At 59.2% G+C, this 15,224-nt stretch carries 14 protein-coding genes; 5 read left to right on the forward strand and 9 right to left on the reverse strand.

Annotated features, from left to right (window positions below; all coding sequences use genetic code 11):
• Positions 1–42: 42 nt before the first annotated feature.
• The 3 genes from CFter6_RS14585 to CFter6_RS14595 all read left to right on the forward strand — a co-directional run bounded on the left by CFter6_RS14585 (position 43) and on the right by CFter6_RS14595 (position 4,474).
• Complete coding sequence (locus CFter6_RS14585; protein ID WP_236904277.1) at positions 43–1,560, forward strand: efflux transporter outer membrane subunit; 1,518 nt, start codon at positions 43–45, stop codon at positions 1,558–1,560.
• A 40-nt stretch (positions 1,561–1,600) separates the two neighbouring features.
• Positions 1,601–2,818 carry an HlyD/EmrA/EmrK family protein gene (locus tag CFter6_RS14590; protein WP_061540553.1) on the forward strand — a complete coding sequence of 406 codons (1,218 nt, stop codon included), beginning with the start codon at positions 1,601–1,603 and terminating at the stop codon, positions 2,816–2,818.
• A 78-nt stretch (positions 2,819–2,896) separates the two neighbouring features.
• On the forward strand, positions 2,897–4,474 hold the full coding sequence (locus CFter6_RS14595; protein ID WP_269465631.1) for a DHA2 family efflux MFS transporter permease subunit: 1,578 nt from the start codon (positions 2,897–2,899) through the stop codon (positions 4,472–4,474).
• A gap of 115 nt (positions 4,475–4,589) precedes the next feature.
• On the opposite strand, the gene CFter6_RS14600 is transcribed toward CFter6_RS14595, so the two are convergent.
• The 8 genes from CFter6_RS14600 to rpsF form a co-directional block, all read right to left on the reverse strand.
• On the reverse strand, positions 4,590–7,280 hold the full coding sequence (locus tag CFter6_RS14600; protein ID WP_082814797.1) for an autotransporter family protein: 2,691 nt from the start codon (positions 7,278–7,280) through the stop codon (positions 4,590–4,592).
• Positions 7,281–7,476: 196 nt separating this feature from the next.
• The gene (locus CFter6_RS14605; RefSeq protein WP_014006460.1) at positions 7,477–8,487 is read right to left on the reverse strand and encodes an inorganic phosphate transporter; all 1,011 of its coding nucleotides are present in this window, start codon (positions 8,485–8,487) and stop codon (positions 7,477–7,479) included.
• A 3-nt stretch (positions 8,488–8,490) separates the two neighbouring features.
• The gene (locus CFter6_RS14610; protein WP_014006461.1) at positions 8,491–9,117 is read right to left on the reverse strand and encodes a DUF47 domain-containing protein; all 627 of its coding nucleotides are present in this window, start codon (positions 9,115–9,117) and stop codon (positions 8,491–8,493) included.
• 181 nt (positions 9,118–9,298) lie between these two features.
• Positions 9,299–10,699, reverse strand: a complete 1,401-nt coding sequence (locus CFter6_RS14615) for a replicative DNA helicase (RefSeq protein WP_061540556.1) — start codon at positions 10,697–10,699, stop codon at positions 9,299–9,301.
• 116 nt (positions 10,700–10,815) lie between these two features.
• Entirely contained in the window at positions 10,816–11,268 is a 453-nt protein-coding gene (gene rplI, locus CFter6_RS14620; protein ID WP_014006463.1) for a 50S ribosomal protein L9, read from the reverse strand.
• Positions 11,269–11,294: 26 nt separating this feature from the next.
• A complete protein-coding gene (gene rpsR / locus CFter6_RS14625; RefSeq protein ID WP_038488337.1) occupies positions 11,295–11,579 on the reverse strand; it encodes a 30S ribosomal protein S18 in 285 nt (94 codons plus the stop codon).
• Positions 11,566–11,928, reverse strand: coding sequence for a primosomal replication protein N (priB, locus tag CFter6_RS14630; RefSeq protein WP_061540557.1), 363 nt, complete (start codon positions 11,926–11,928; stop codon positions 11,566–11,568). Before priB ends, rpsR begins: the two co-directional genes overlap by 14 nt.
• A 49-nt stretch (positions 11,929–11,977) precedes the next feature.
• Complete coding sequence (gene rpsF, locus CFter6_RS14635; protein ID WP_038488331.1) at positions 11,978–12,346, reverse strand: 30S ribosomal protein S6; 369 nt, start codon at positions 12,344–12,346, stop codon at positions 11,978–11,980.
• Positions 12,347–12,687: 341 nt separating this feature from the next.
• On the opposite strand from rpsF, the gene lexA reads away from it, so the two are divergent.
• Entirely contained in the window at positions 12,688–13,329 is a 642-nt protein-coding gene (gene lexA, locus CFter6_RS14640) for a transcriptional repressor LexA (protein ID WP_061540558.1), read from the forward strand.
• 138 nt (positions 13,330–13,467) lie between these two features.
• Here the strand turns inward: lexA and CFter6_RS14645 are convergent, their stop codons facing one another.
• The gene (locus CFter6_RS14645) at positions 13,468–14,241 is read right to left on the reverse strand and encodes an RNA methyltransferase (RefSeq protein ID WP_061540559.1); all 774 of its coding nucleotides are present in this window, start codon (positions 14,239–14,241) and stop codon (positions 13,468–13,470) included.
• Positions 14,242–14,405: 164 nt separating this feature from the next.
• Between CFter6_RS14645 and CFter6_RS14650 the strand changes: the two genes are divergently transcribed.
• Positions 14,406–15,209, forward strand: coding sequence for an inositol monophosphatase family protein (locus tag CFter6_RS14650; protein ID WP_061540560.1), 804 nt, complete (start codon positions 14,406–14,408; stop codon positions 15,207–15,209).
• Positions 15,210–15,224: the final 15 nt, after the last annotated feature.

The following is a 15,224-nucleotide window of genomic DNA, read 5'->3' on the forward strand; positions in this document are numbered from 1 at the left end:
CTATCTGTGGCCGCTAAACCAATCCGTCAAATCAACACCGACATGAACTCTCATCCATCTCCAGCCCGACGCAGCCTGCCGAAACTTGGCACCCAGCGCCTTGTGATCAGCGCCGCCGTACTATTGCTGGCGGCGTGCGCCAATTTCAGCGGCATCCACAGCACCGCCAACACCAACAATCCGGACGACTACGCCTCTGCCTCTTCCCTGCCGGGACAAGGCGGTTTATGGCCGGCCGGTTCCTGGGTCAGCACCATCGGCGGCAGCCAGCTGCAGCAGCTGGTGGATGAAGCGCTGGCGGGCAATCCTAACCTGCAAGCCGCCGCCGCCCGCATCGGCGCCGCGCGCGCCATGGTGGAGGCGGCTGGCGCCACCAGCAAGCCGCAAGTCGGCGCCAGCCTGTCGGCCACCCGCGAACGGTTTTCCGAGAACAGCATTTATCCGCCCCCGTTCGGCGGCATGTATGTGACGGATTATGAAACCGCGCTGAATTTTTCCTACGACCTGGATTTCTGGGGCAAGCACAGCGCGCAGCTGCGCTCGGCCATTTCGCAAAGCAAGGCGGCGGAAGCCGAACACTATGCGGCGCGCCTGGCGCTGACCGCCGGCATCTCGAAAGCCTGGCTGCAGCTGGGACGGCAATACTCCCAGCTGGACCTGACCAACCAGCAGCTGGTGCTGCGCGACAAGCTGGACAAGCTGACCCAGCAGCGCTTCGCCGCCGGCCTCGACACCCAGAGCGACAACCAGCAGAGCCGGCAACAAGTGGCCGGCCTGCGCGCCGAACAGGCGCAATGGCAGGAAGCGATCGCGCTGACCCGCAACCAGATCGCGGCACTGATGGGCCAGGGCCCTGACCGCGGCTTGAAAATCGCACCGCCGGCATTGCCGGCCGACGCCACCATCGCCTTGCCCGACCAGCTGCCGCTCGGCCTGCTCGGACGACGGCCGGATGTGGTCGCCGCACGCTGGCAGGTGGAAGCCGCGCAAAGCGACATCAAGGTCGCCAAGACCGAGTTCTATCCGGATATCAACCTGACGGCCATGGCTGGTTTTTCCAGCCTCAGCTTTTCGCAGTTCCTGAACCACAGCAGCAAGGTGGTCGGCATCGGCCCGGCAATCCACTTGCCGATCTTTGAAGGCGGCGCCCTGCGCGCCCAGCTCAAGGGCCGGGTCGCTGCCTATGACGGCGCCGTGGCGACCTATAACCAGGCGCTGAATGACGCTTTCCATGAAGTGGCGGACAGTGTGCAGTCGCTGCAGGCTGCCGAAACCCAGGACAAGAACCAGCAGGCGGCGGTAGAGGCCGCCGAACGCGGTATGAAACTGGCCGAACAGCGGCAACAGGTCGGCACCGCCAACATGCTGCAGGTAGTGAGCACGCAGATTTCCTGGCTGGCGCAGCGCAAGCTTGAACTCGACACGCGTGCGCGCCGGGCCGACCTGCGCGTCAACCTGATCAAGTCGCTGGGCGGCGGCTTTGACGCTTCGGCCGAGGGACTCAATCCGGCCGAAGCAAGTGCAAGCACCGCCAGCCCGCAAGCAAACGCCGCTAACTGATTCCCCAGATAAACCGTTCACTTATTGCGAAACCCGCATCATGACCACACCAAATCAAACTCCAGAAAATCAGTCTCCAGCTGCCGCCGCTCCGGCGCCAGCGGCCGCCAATGGCAACGGCAAGCGTCGCAGCCTGCTGATCGGCGTCACTATCGCCCTTATCATCGTCCTGATCGCCTATGGCATCTGGTGGTTCATCTATGCCCGCCATTACGAAAACACCGACGACGCCTATGTCGGCGGCAACGTGGTGCAAGTAACGCCGCAGGTCGGCGGCACGGTATTGGCGATCAACACCGACGATACCGAACTGGTGCAGGCCGGCAAGCCGCTGGTCGAACTCGACAAGGCCGACGCCAAGGTTGCACTGGACCAGGCGGAAGCCCAGCTGGCGCAAACCGTACGCCAGGTGCGCACGCTGTTCGTCAACAACAATGCCCTGGTTTCCAACGTCACCGCGCGCACCTCTGAGCTGGAACGCGCCCGCGCCGACCTGGCGCGCCGCCAGCAGCTGATCAGCACCGGCGCCGTATCCAAGGAAGAACTGGATCACGCCAAGGTCGCGGTACAGGGAGCGGAAGCTGCGCTGCAAGCCGCACGCGAACAACTGGCGTCGAACCGGGTATTGACTGACCACACCACGGTCGAACAGCATCCGAATGTGCAGAATGCCGCGGCCCAGGTGCGCAATGCTTACATCAACCTGGCCCGCACCACCCTGCTCGCGCCAACCACCGGCTACGTTGCCAAGCGTTCGGTGCAGGTCGGCCAGCGCGTCGCCGCCGGCACGCCGCTGCTGTCGATCGTGCCGCTGAACGCCTTGTGGGTTGACGCCAACTTCAAGGAAGTGCAGATCAAGAACATGCGCATCGGCCAGCCGGTAACTTTGGATTCCGACGTATATGGCTCCAAGATTGAATACCACGGCACAGTGGTCGGCCTGTCAGCCGGCTCCGGCTCGGCCTTCGCTTTGCTGCCGGCGCAAAACGCCAGCGGCAACTGGATCAAGATCGTGCAGCGAATTCCGGTGCGTATTTCGCTGGATCCGAAAGATCTGGAAACCCATCCGCTGCGGATCGGCGTCTCGATGAACGTCACGGTCGACGTCGCCCAGACCGAAGGCACCTCGCTGACCGCGGGCACTGCGCGCACCGCGCCGGCTTACACTACCGATGTCTTCGACAAGAGCGGCCAGGAAGCAGATGCGCGCATCGCCAGCATCATCGCCGCCAATAACAATGCAGCTGCGGCACACTAAGCTGCTGCCTGCCCTGCAGGATGCCGCCATCGTAACGGTGGCGGCATCCGCCATGCGAACCTTTACCGGAATGCCTTCATGAGTTCCCCAAAACCAGCGATGCCTGCGCGGCCGCCATCGCAACCACTGCCGCCGCTGACCGGCGGCAAACTCGTCATGGGCACGGTAGCGCTGTCGCTAGCCGTGTTCATGAACGTGCTCGACTCTTCGATCGCCAACGTTTCCATCCCGGCCATCTCGGGCGACCTTGGCGTATCGCCGCAGCAAGGCACCTGGGTCATCACCTCGTTTGCCGTCGCCAACGCCATCTCGGTGCCGCTGACCGGCTGGCTGACCCAGCGCTTCGGCCAGGTGCGCCTGTTTGTCACATCGATCATCCTGTTCGTGCTGTCGTCCATCCTGTGCGGCCTGGCTCCCAGCATGGAAGTACTGATTGCAGCGCGGGTGCTGCAGGGCGCAGTCGCGGGGCCTATGATCCCGCTGTCGCAATCCTTGCTGCTGTCCAGCTATACTCCCGCCAAGAGCGGCATGGCCCTGGCGTTCTGGGGCATGACCACGCTGGTGGCGCCGGTCATGGGGCCGCTGCTGGGGGGCTGGATCTCGGATAACTACACCTGGCCCTGGATTTTCTACATCAATATCCCGGTTGGCGCATTTGCCGCCTGGGCCACCTGGTCGATCTATCACAAGCGCGAGTCGGCGGTATACAAGCTGCCGATCGATAAAATCGGCCTCGGCCTGCTGGTGATCTGGGTCGGTTCGCTGCAGATCATGCTCGACAAGGGCAAGGAACTCGACTGGTTCAATTCCTCGACCATCGTGCTGCTGGGCGCGATCGCGCTGGTTGCCTTCATTTACTTCGTGATCTGGGAACTGGGAGACGATCACCCGGTGGTCGACCTGACCCTGTTCAAGGGCCGCAACTTCAGCGGCGGCGTGATCGCGATTTCGGTCGGCTACGGCCTGATGTTCGGCGGCCTGGTGATCCTGCCGCTGTGGCTGCAGACCACGCTGGGTTATACCGCAACGCTGGCGGGTGAAGTGATGGCGCCGGTGGGGATCTTTGCCATCCTGCTGTCGCCGTTCATCGGGAAAATATTACCCAAGATCGACGCCCGCTGGGTTGCCAGCACAGCGTTCCTGATCTTTGCCGTGGTGTTTTTCCTGCGTGCGCAGTTCACCGAAAACGTCGACACTTTCACGCTGATGATTCCTACCATCATCCAGGGTGCGGCAATGGCCATGTTCTTCATCCCGCTGACCTCGATCATCCTGTCAGGCCAGCCGCCTGAAAAAATTCCGTCGGCAGCCGGCTTGTCCAACTTTGTACGGATCATGTTCGGCGGCATGGGCACCTCGATCACCAGCACCTTCTGGGATCGCCGCACGTCGCTGCATCATTCGCAGCTGACCGAGTTCACAGGCCCGCACAGCCCGGCATTCAACGAGGCAGTGCATAACCTCACCGCCCAAGGCATGTCGGAACCGGCGGCCTGGGCCACTATCGAACGCCTGATTACGGTGAAAGCCGCGACCCAGGGCGCCACCGATATCTTCTGGATCTCGGCGGTGCTGTTCCTGATGCTGATTGCACTGGTGTGGCTGACCAAACCTTCGCGCTCCAGCGTGCCGGCCGATGCAGGCGGCGCCCACTAAAGGGCGAGATGCGGTTCTGAAAAAAAAGCGATGCTACCGTTCAGGTGGCATCGCTTTTTTTATATGACGGACTCTTGCTTTTCTTGTCGCTGCCCGATCTTGGAAATAGCCGCTCTTACCAGAGATAGCGCAAACCAAGCGTGACCCGGTTCACCCGGTTATGCGACTCCGCCTGGTAATCGTAGTCGGCAAACAGGTTCAGGCTGGCCGAGGCGGCATACGAGAGATTCACGCCTGCCAGCACCGCATCCCGCCCCAGGTCCACGCCTTTCACCGTGAAATCGCTGCCAGGGGCGCCAATCAATGTCGCCTGGTATTGCGCCTGCGCGTCCATGAATTCGTGCATCCAGCGCAGTTGCGCACCAAACGTGATGGAACCTGTAGACAGCGGCAGGTCCTGGCTGATCTTGACGCCGAGGCTGCTGCGCAAGCTGTTCAAGGTATTGCTCTGGGTGGACAGCCCAAGGTTCTCGGCATCGGTTTCGGTGAAGCCGTCCTGGCGCAGGCGGGTGTAATGCAGTGCCGTGAACGGCTGCAAGACAAAACGTTCGTTCAGTTTGGCACGATAACCCAGTTCGCCGTAGGCGCTTGCCTGCTGGCCGTCGTAGCCACTCTTGGCGCGCAAGGTGGAGCCGGTTCCGGTCAGCACGTCGCGTTGCATGTCGGTGCGCTGTATTGCGTAACTGGCGATGGCATCGACATACAGCGGGCCCGGAGCGTAACTGGCATAGGCGCCGATCTTGTAGCTGTCGAGCTTGCCGTTGCCGTTGTAGTCATCGAAGTCGGCACTCAAATGGGCATAGTCAAGGCCGGCGCCGACGATCCAGTCATTGCCTACGGCGCGGTCGGCGCCGGCGCTGATGCCGCCTATCCGGTAACTCGCGCCCGAAGTATCCGCAGTCGCGCTCAATTTACCGAAAGAACCGTAAGGACGCACCCATACGCCGTTATCGCCAGCCTTGCGGCTGCCGTCGCGCTGGGTATCCAAACGCATCGACAACGCACGGCCGAACAGGTCGTTTTCCCGCAATGCGAGTTGCGAGAAGGTTGCGTGGACGCCGCCAGTGAGACTGCCTACCGTTGCCTGCAGCTCCACCTTATCCAGCAGGTTGAGGGTATTGACCGTCTCCGCCAGCGCCCCGGTGGCTACCGGTACGCCGGCTGGCGTGACGGCAGGCGGCACAGGTTCTTCCGGCGTGGCCTGCGGCCGGCTGGTGTCGATCGCTTGTCCGATCGCGGCATTGTTGCCGCTGGTGACCACCGTTGCGATCGGCGCGCGGGTAATCACCAGGTAGGCATGGCCGTTGTCGTAGGCCAGCGTCGGCGTCAGCAACGCCGTTGCGTTGGCCTGCAGCTGGCCGAAGGTGCCGCTGACGCCGCCTGCCGCGGTGACAATCGGCAGGCGTATCTGGTCCGGATAGGAACCCGGCAGCATGGTGGCGTTGACGGTGCCGCCCAGCAGGCTGGCAGTGCCGCCCACGGTCAGCAAGCCGGCGGAAACCGGCGATGCCTCGGTCTGGAATATGCCATTTGCCGCGTGGGTGAAATTTCCCGTCACGGTCAGGCCGCCGCTGCCGTCGCCGACGCCAGGATGCAGCGTGCCCTGGTTCAGCAGGTCGCCGGCAATCGTGCCGCCATTGCCGGCCAAGGTCGCCCCCGAGGCGACGGTGGTTGCCCCGCCCAGGCTGCCTGTGAGGTTAAACAGTCCGCTCTGGATTTGCGCGGTGGTGAAAACGCCGTTGCCGCTCCAGGTCCAGTTGTCGCCCTGCGCCTGCAAAGTCGCAAAATTCGAAAATGCATTCGACGCCGTGCCTGATCCCTGCAGCACTACCTTGCTGCCGGCGTTGCCGCCGCCATTGGCGGCGCCGTTGATCACCGAGCCGGTTTGCAGGATCAGCGTATTGACGCCGGTGCCCATCGAGACCGCGGTGCCGGAACCGCTCTGCAACAGGCCGGCATTGATGACGGTGCTGCTGCCGTTGAGGGTGCGCACCGCCGCGCCCTGTTGGCTGATGATCTGGCCGCCGGCCTGGTTCTCGATGCTGGCGACAAAACTGGAACCCACGGTATTCGAAAACACCGCATCGGAACCGGTGCCGGAGGCGTTGATGGTGCCGCTGTTGGTGAGCTTGTCGTTATTGCCCTGCATGTACACGGTAGGACTGTTGGCGCCGGTGCTCGACAAACTGCCGCTGTTGCTCACCGTACCGCTGCCGCCGAGGATGGAAATGGCGCGGGCGTTGCTGCCGGCGGTGGTAATCGTTCCCGAATTGACGATGGTGTTGTTGAGCTGGCCAAGGTTGGTCTGGCCCCAGGCTGCCGATATGCCGAACGCGTTGGGGCCGACGGTGCTTATGCTGCCCTGGTTGATCAGCGTATTGCCGCTGCCGTTGGCGGCCATGCCGTCGTTGAAAGCGCCGGTAGTGCTGATGCTGGCCTGGGCGCTGTTGGTCAGCTGGTTGTTATTGTTCAGGCCCAGCAGCGCCGCGCCGCGGTTGCCGCCGGTGCCGCCGCCGCCGGTCAGGGTGACGCTGCCGTTGTTGATGATGCTGCTCGATGTATCCACCTGAAAGGGCACCGGACTGGTGCTGCGCGGAATGCTGGCCGCTACGCTGGAATCCAGCGTGACCGCAACGCCGGTGCTGCCGGCCTGTGCTGCGACGGGTGTAACGTTGGTGCCGGAACAAGTTACGGAAACGCCGCTGGCCGGCGCATTGTTGCTGCAGGTTGCGTGGGCCTGCGTGATCAAAGCCCCCGCAAACGTGATAATGACGCCATTCATGCCTTTCTTGAGTGCACGTTGCATGGTTCGGTCCTCAGTAGGTGCACAATGAATGTGCTTATGTATAGCTTATATTTTCCCCGCGGAAATTATTGTATTTGTAATAGCAAGCTATGGCAACAGGACAAAATTCGCGTCATGCTTCCAAATCCGGTGCAAAAAAAAAGAGGGCGATGCATTGTTACATTGCATCGCCCTCTTTGTTTTATTGCTATATTGATTATAAGATGTGCTTGCCGATCCACCATGCAATCGCAGCCATGAAAGCCGACGCCGGGATCGTCAGTACCCAGGCCCAGACGATATTGCCGGCCACGCCCCAGCGCACCGCGGAGACCCGCCGTGCCGCGCCGACGCCGACGATGGCGCCGGTGATGGTGTGGGTAGTGGAGACCGGAACGCCCAGCATGGTCGCCAGGAACAAGGTGATGGCGCCGCCGGTTTCCGCGCAAAAGCCGCCCACCGGCTTCAGCTTGGTGATTTTCTGGCCCATGGTCTTGACGATGCGCCAGCCGCCGAACAAAGTGCCCAGGCTGATTGCGCTATAGCAGGAAATGATCACCCACCACGGCGGCAGCGTATCGGTCGACTGCGAAAAGCCGGTAGCAATCAGCAGCATCCAGATGATGCCGATGGTCTTTTGCGCATCGTTGCCGCCGTGGCCCAGGCTGTACATCGAGGCCGACACCAGCTGCAGGCGGCGGAACCACTTGTCGACCTTGCGCGGCGTGGAGCGCACGAAAATCCACGACACCAGCACCATCATGATGGAGCCGAACACGAAACCCAGCAGCGGCGACAAGACGATGAACGCGATCGTCTTGATCAGGCCCGCGGAGATCAGCGAGCCGGTGCCGGCCTTGGCCACCGCGGCGCCGACCAGGCCGCCGATCAAGGCGTGCGACGACGACGACGGAATGCCGTAATACCAGGTCAGGATGTTCCAGCAGATGGCGCCGACCAGCGCGCCGAACACCACATAATGATCGACCACATTGGGATCGATGGTGCCCTTGCCCACCGTAGCGGCGACATGCAGCTGGAATACCGCAATCGCAATGAAGTTGAACAGCGCCGCCATGGCGACTGCCTGCTGCGGCTTGAGGACGCCGGTGGAAACCACGGTAGCGATAGCATTGGCGGCATCATGAAAGCCGTTCATGAAATCGAATACCAGCGCCAGTGCAATGAGGAAAACGAGAACGTAAATACTGATTTGAAGAGTGTGCATGGATCAGGCGTTTTCTACGATGATGCCTTCGATGATGTTGGCGACATCTTCGCAACGGTCCGTCACCGTTTCCAGCAACTCGTAAATGGCTTTCAGCTTGATCAGGGTGCGTACATCCGGCTCATCGCGGAACAGCTTCGACATGGCGGCGCGCATCACGTGGTCGGCATCCGATTCCAGGCGGTCGATTTCGACGCAGATGGCCAGGATTTCCCGCGAGTTGTCCATGTTGTGCAGCAAGCCTACCGCTGCCTTGACCTTTTCCGCACAACCCAGGCACAGCTCGGCCAGCCGCTTGGCTTCCGGCGTGATGGCCTTGATGTCGTACAGGGAAATGGTCTGCGCCGCATCTTCCAGCAAGTCCAGGATGTCGTCCATGCGCGTGATCAGCTGATGGATGTCGTCGCGGTCGATAGGCGTGATGAAGGTCTTGTGCAGCATGTCGATCGCATGGTGGGTAACCTGGTCGGCCTGCTTCTCAATGCCTTCGATCGCGTGCACGCGGATTTCCAGATCGTCGAAATTAGTCATCAACGCCACCATTTCCTTGGCGCCCTTGACGCATAACTCTGCGTGCTGGTTAAAGAGCTCAAAGAATTTGCCCTCGGTGGGCATCAATCGTCCAAACATGTTTATTCTCTCTTCTGAGGGTTAAGCTGAATCTAAAACTACAACTACGTTTGCATTTAAATCAAGGATATTAATTTAAAGCAAACAATGTCACGAAACTGAAATATATCAGGCTCGCTCGGCCAGCGCTTAGCTGGATTTTGTAAATTTTTCGTTAATGCAACAAAATCGACGGCAGTAATCAATCGCCGCCGTACGGCGCGTCCAGATTACCGACATAGTTGTCGAATTTCGTGTATTGCCCGAGGAAGCTGAGACGCACGCTGCCGATCGGACCGTTACGCTGTTTGCCAATAATGATTTCGGCGGTGCCCTTTTCCTGGGAATCAGGGTTGTACACCTCGTCACGGTAAATGAACAGGATGACGTCGGCATCCTGTTCGATAGCGCCGGATTCGCGCAAGTCGGACATCACCGGGCGCTTGTTGGGACGCTGCTCCAGCGAGCGGTTCAGCTGCGACAATGCAATCACCGGGCACTGCAGCTCTTTGGCCAGGCCCTTCAGGTTACGCGAGATTTCGGAAATTTCGGTAGCGCGGTTTTCACCGGCATTATTGGCCGACATCAGCTGCAAATAGTCGATGATGATCAGGCCCAGCGTGCCGCACTGGCGCGACAGCCGGCGCGCGCGGGCGCGCAGTTCGATCGAGCTGAGCGCCGGCGTTTCGTCGATGAACAGCTGGGCGTCGTTCATCTTCTGGATCGCATGGGTCAGGCGCGGCCAGTCCTCATCATTGAGGCGGCCGGTACGCAAACGGTGCTGGTCCAGCTTGCCGACCGAACCCAGCATACGCATGGCGAGCTGGGTGCCGCCCATTTCCATCGAAAAGATCGCCACCGGCAAGCCGCTTTCGATCGCCACGTTCTCGCCGATGTTGACCGAGAATGCGGTCTTACCCATGGATGGGCGTCCCGCCACGATGACCAGGTCGCCTTTTTGCAAGCCGGAGGTCATCTTGTCGAGGTCGATGAAGCCGGTTGAAACGCCAGTGATATCGCTCTGGTTATCGCGGTTGTAAAGTTCGTCGATGCGCTCCACTACCTGGGTCAGCAGCGGCTGGATTTCCTGGAAGCCCTGGGCGCCGCGGGCGCCCTCTTCGGCAATCGCGAAAATCTTCGATTCCGCCTCGTCCAGCATCTGCTTGACTTCCTTGCCTTGCGGGCTGAAAGCCTGGCCGGAAATTTCATCGGCGACGGTAATCAGCTTACGCAAGACGCCGCGATCGCGCACGATCTCGGCATAGCGGCGAATGTTGGCCGCCGATGGCGTATTTTGCGCCAGCGCGTTGAGGTAGCTCAGGCCGCCGACCTCTTCCGCCTTGCCGGTGCCGCTCAGCGATTCATAGACCGTGATCACGTCAGCCGGCTTGCTGCCGTTGATCAGCTTGACCATATGCTGGAAGATGATGCGATGATCGTAGCGGTAGAAATCGTCGGCGCTGACGAAGTCCGCGATCTTGTCCCACGCCGCATTATCCAGCAGCAATCCGCCTAAAACGGACTGTTCTGCTTCGATAGAATGGGGTGGTACGCGGAGGGAGTCTAACTGCGGATCGGACGGTGCTTTAGAAGGTGCTTTCATGGCGCGAATTATACCTGCTTCTTATAAGCGTCTTGCTGCACTGCCAGAAAAAGGGCGTAAAAAAAGCCGGGAAAACCCGGCTTTTTTACTGCAATGATTTTTTTGCCAACAACGTATTAAACGTGTTCGCCGATCACTGCGATGACGATGTCAACTACGACGTCAGTGTGCAAAGCAACTGCAACAGGATGTTCGCCGGTTGTCTTCAGCGGGCCGTTCGGCAAGCGAACTTGTGCTTTTTCAACTGCGAAACCTTGCTTGGTCAGCGCTTCAGCGATATCGAAGTTGGTCACGGAACCGAACAGACGGCCGTCAACGCCCGATTTCTGCGAGATCTGAACGGTCAGGCCGCTCAGTTTTTCGCCCTGGCCTTGGGCCACAGCCAGCTTGGCTGCTGCGGCTGTTTCCAGATCAGCGCGCTTCGCTTCGAATTCAGCGATAGCCGTAGTTGTAGCACGACGTGCCATACGTTGTGGAATCAGGAAGTTACGTGCGTAACCGTCCTTGACGCGAACAACTTCACCCAGATTGCCGAGATTAACGACTTTTTCCAACAGAATGACTTGCATATTTTTCTCCTATTTTAAGTCGTCAATTAAGCGTTGTGCAGATCGGTGTATGGCAGCAGCGCCAGGAAACGTGCGCGCTTGATCGCAGTGTCCACTTGACGTTGATAGATTGCCTTGGTGCCGGTCAGACGTGCTGGCATGATCTTGCCGTTTTCCTGAACAAAATCCTTGAGCGTGTCGACATCCTTGTAGTCAACGCTGGCAACGTGTGCAGCGGTGAAACGGCAGAATTTCTTGCGCTTGAACAGCGGGTTTTGTTGTTGACGCTTGTTTTTCAGTTTGCTTTTATCGAACTTTTTACCGAATGCCATTTTTGGCTCCTGTATCTAAATTTTGACTTATTAATTCATCTGCAATCTCGATTGCAGCGAAATCCGTAATGTGAAATACCAGACTTCTACCGTTGCGGCTCTTGCGTGCCATGAATCCTGTGAACCAGAAGCTGCCGCCCAATGCCGCCTGACTGAATCTTCCCGAAATCTCGCCTACGGCCAGCGCGGAGATTTCGAATTCGATCAAACGTTTGATCCCTGCTTCAATCGGTTCCGAGCGGTGCTGCAATATTGCAGATGCGATCGGAATGCCTGCCGGTGTATAACGTATGACTTCACGTTCGGCAATGACGGCGACCAGTTGAAACACGTTATTGGCTTGGCTCACTCCTGATGGACTCGATAGCTATGCAAACTGCTGGCAGTTGCTTGGCAAATCAGGCTGCCGGCGCTTCAGTGCGATGGCTCTTGGCAGCATCTTCCTTCTGCACGGCCTTCATCATTGGCGAAGGACCGGTTTCGGCCTTCTTCAGCTTGACGGTCAGATGACGCAGCACTGCATCATTGAACTTGAAGCCGGTTTCGATTTCAGCCAGAGTTTCGCTGTCGCACTCGATGTTGAGGCAGACGTAATGTGCTTTAGCCAATTTCTGGATCAGGTATGCCAGTTGGCGGCGGCCCCAGTCTTCCACGCGATGCACGGTGCCGCCACGTGTAGTGACGATGCCTTTGTAGCGCTCGATCATTGCAGGCACTTGCTCGCTTTGATCTGGATGGACGATAAATACGATTTCATAATGACGCATGTAAGCTCCTTTTGGACGGATTGAAAAATCGCCCACCTCGGCGTCAAGACGAGTGTGGGAAGAGGAAAACCAGCAATAATACTAGCAATTGCAACAAAACTCAATGCTTTCAGCCTCCGGGTCAAGGCCAGGCGTAAGTAAATAGCTAAAGAGTGGTCGAATTGCATCAAATTGTCTTGCATTTGCACAAATACTGTACAAAAATACAGACTGTTGTTATGCACAGCATCGGCTAGTGTAGTGCTTTGCAAATGGGGGAGCACTGCACGAAGCGCCCCCTAGCGCCGCCTTTGCTGTTTTTTCGAGCACTTCTACACCACTTTTTACGCCCAAACTACGCCATGATCAAATTGACCGCCCGTCAGCAGCAAATCCTCGATCTGATCAAGGACGCCATCGAAAACACCGGCTTCCCGCCAACACGCGCCGAAATAGCGACCGAGCTCGGCTTCCGTTCGGCCAATGCGGCGGAGGAGCATCTGCAGGCGCTGGCGCGCAAGGGCGCCATCGTGATATCGGCCGGCACCTCGCGCGGCATCCGGCTTACCGAAAGCGCCAGCCGCAGCCAGGGCACGCAACTGGCCCTGCCGCACCCGGCGCTGATGCAGCTCAGCCTGCCGCTGATCGGACGGGTCGCCGCAGGTTCGCCGATCCTGGCGCAGGAGCATATCCAGGCCAGCTATAACGTCGACCCTGCCCTGTTCAGCGCCAAACCGGATTACCTGCTGAAGGTGCGCGGCATGTCGATGCGCGACGCCGGCATCCTGGACGGCGACCTGCTGGCGGTCAAAAAGACCGACAGCGCCAGGAATGGCCAGATCGTGGTGGCCCGGCTGGGCGACGACGTCACGGTCAAGCGTTATCAAAAAACCGGCTCCACCATCCAGCTGCTGCCGGAAAACCCGGATTTCGAGCCTATCATCGTGACTGAGGATTTCGCCCTCGAAGGCCTTGCGGTCGGCCTGCTGCGCAGCTGGAACTAGTGTCCAGAATTACAAATTCGTTGAAGAATTAAATGTGGCGAAATCGTCCCGAGACAAGGAACAAAGCACACAAGACTGGAGCCTTGCGCACATTTGTGACGCTGCATCGGGGCGGTTTCGCCACATGTTTCGCCACATTTAACGGTCGAGGCGGCGTCGCTTGCTCAGTATCTGGCTAGAGATGCCACGCAGGATGTTGACCTCTTCGATTTCCAGCTGGGCACGCGAAAACAGCCGCTTCAGGCGCGGCATCAGCTTTTTCGGGCTGGCCGGATCGAGGAATTCAATCTCCACCAAGGCCTGTTCAAGATGGGCAAACATGCCGTCGATATCGGCCAGGCTGGCGGCATTGCCCTGAAATCCCACCTCGCCGCCCGTAGCTGGCGACAAATCCTCGCTGGCTGCAACCCGGCATTCATAAGCCAGCACCTGCACCGCCTGCGCCAGGTTCAGCGATGAATACTCCGGATTGGCAGGAATATTCAGCAGCACATTGCATTTTTCGACAATCTCGTTAGGTAAACCATAACGCTCGCTGCCGAATATGACCGCCGCGTTCAGGCTGACATCGGCCGCCAGTTGGGCCGCCAAGGCGCGCGGCGCGGTCAGGGGCGGGGAAAATTCGCGCAAGCGGGCGCTCAGGGCCGCGGCGAAGTTGCAGCCCTCCAGGGCCTGCTCCACGCTGTCGACAATCCGCGCCGCCGCCAGGATATCCTGCGCGCCGCTGGCAAATGCAACGGCTTCGTCACGCTGCAATACATCGGGGAAACGCGGATTGACCAGGATCAGCTCGGAAAATCCCATGGTTTTGATAGCGCGGGCAGCCGCGCCGACATTGCCGGGACTGCTGGTTTCAACCAGCACAAAGCGCAGCCGATTGAAAAGAGACGTGTTGGTTTTTGCCTGGTTCATTTAAAATAGCGCCATTACGCGGATTTCTTCGACTAAAAGTTGCTTATTTTTCGAAACTTGTTTTCGAAATATGACAGGAACATCCGCATCGTTCATTATTATCAATCATATAGGTGGTTCTGTTCCCGGTTGGCACAGTGCCGCCATTTTAACGGAACACTATCATGCATCCAATGCTCAATACGGCCATCAAGGCCGCCCGCAACGGCGCCAAGGTCATCTCGCGCGCCTCTTTCGACCTCGACCTGCTGAAAGTCACCAAAAAACAGCATAACGACTTTGTCACCGAAGTCGACCAGGCTGCAGAAGCGGCGATCATTGACGTATTGAAGAATGCCTACCCGGACCATGCCATCCTGGCCGAAGAATCCGGCGCTTCCGCCAACCTGCATGACGATAACGAAAACGTCTGGATCATCGATCCGCTCGACGGCACCACCAATTTCATCCACGGCTTCCCCCAATACTGCGTCTCGATCGCGCTGCAGCACCGCGGCCAGATCACCCAGGCCGTCGTGTACGACCCGACGCGCAACGACTTGTTCACCGCCACCAAGGGTTCCGGCGCCTACCTGAACGACAAGCGGATCCGCGTCGGCAAGCGCGACAAGATCGCCGATGCGCTGATCGGCACCGGTTTTCCATTCCGCGAAACCGAAGGCCCGGCCATGGACGAGTACATGAAAATGTTCCGCGTCATGACGCAAAGCTGCGCCGGCCTGCGCCGCCCTGGCGCCGCCGCCCTCGACCTGGCGTATGTCGCCGCCGGCCGCCTTGACGGTTTCTTTGAAAAAGGCCTGAAACCTTGGGACATCGCCGCAGGCTCCTTGCTGATCAGCGAATCGGGCGGCATCGTCGGCGATTTCAGCGGCGATTCCGACTATTTGTACAAGGGCGATGTGCTGGCCGGCAGCCCGAAGGTATTTGCGCAGATGGTTGGCCTGCTGTCTCCGTACGCCACAAAATAAAACCCTGATTTTGAT

Origin of the sequence: Collimonas fungivorans (genome assembly GCF_001584145.1) — a bacterium.
Classification (GTDB): domain Bacteria; phylum Pseudomonadota; class Gammaproteobacteria; order Burkholderiales; family Burkholderiaceae_D; genus Collimonas; species Collimonas fungivorans.

Excerpts from the sequence above, each read along its gene's own strand:
- CFter6_RS14610 (WP_014006461.1), bottom strand. The coding sequence starts at position 9,117 with ATGTTTGGACGATTGATGCCCACCGAGGGCAAATTCTTTGAGCTCTTT.
- CFter6_RS14645 (WP_061540559.1), bottom strand. The coding sequence starts at position 14,241 with ATGAACCAGGCAAAAACCAACACGTCTCTTTTCAATCGGCTGCGCTTT.
- CFter6_RS14590 (WP_061540553.1), top strand. The coding sequence starts at position 1,601 with ATGACCACACCAAATCAAACTCCAGAAAATCAGTCTCCAGCTGCCGCC.
- CFter6_RS14600 (WP_082814797.1), bottom strand. The coding sequence starts at position 7,280 with ATGCAACGTGCACTCAAGAAAGGCATGAATGGCGTCATTATCACGTTT.
- CFter6_RS14615 (WP_061540556.1), bottom strand. The coding sequence starts at position 10,699 with ATGAAAGCACCTTCTAAAGCACCGTCCGATCCGCAGTTAGACTCCCTC.
- CFter6_RS14650 (WP_061540560.1), top strand. The coding sequence starts at position 14,406 with ATGCATCCAATGCTCAATACGGCCATCAAGGCCGCCCGCAACGGCGCC.
- rpsF (WP_038488331.1), bottom strand. The coding sequence starts at position 12,346 with ATGCGTCATTATGAAATCGTATTTATCGTCCATCCAGATCAAAGCGAG.
- CFter6_RS14595 (WP_269465631.1), top strand. The coding sequence starts at position 2,897 with ATGAGTTCCCCAAAACCAGCGATGCCTGCGCGGCCGCCATCGCAACCA.
- lexA (WP_061540558.1), top strand. The coding sequence starts at position 12,688 with ATGATCAAATTGACCGCCCGTCAGCAGCAAATCCTCGATCTGATCAAG.
- CFter6_RS14605 (WP_014006460.1), bottom strand. The coding sequence starts at position 8,487 with ATGCACACTCTTCAAATCAGTATTTACGTTCTCGTTTTCCTCATTGCA.
- rplI (WP_014006463.1), bottom strand. The coding sequence starts at position 11,268 with ATGCAAGTCATTCTGTTGGAAAAAGTCGTTAATCTCGGCAATCTGGGT.
- CFter6_RS14585 (WP_236904277.1), top strand. The coding sequence starts at position 43 with ATGAACTCTCATCCATCTCCAGCCCGACGCAGCCTGCCGAAACTTGGC.
- rpsR (WP_038488337.1), bottom strand. The coding sequence starts at position 11,579 with ATGGCATTCGGTAAAAAGTTCGATAAAAGCAAACTGAAAAACAAGCGT.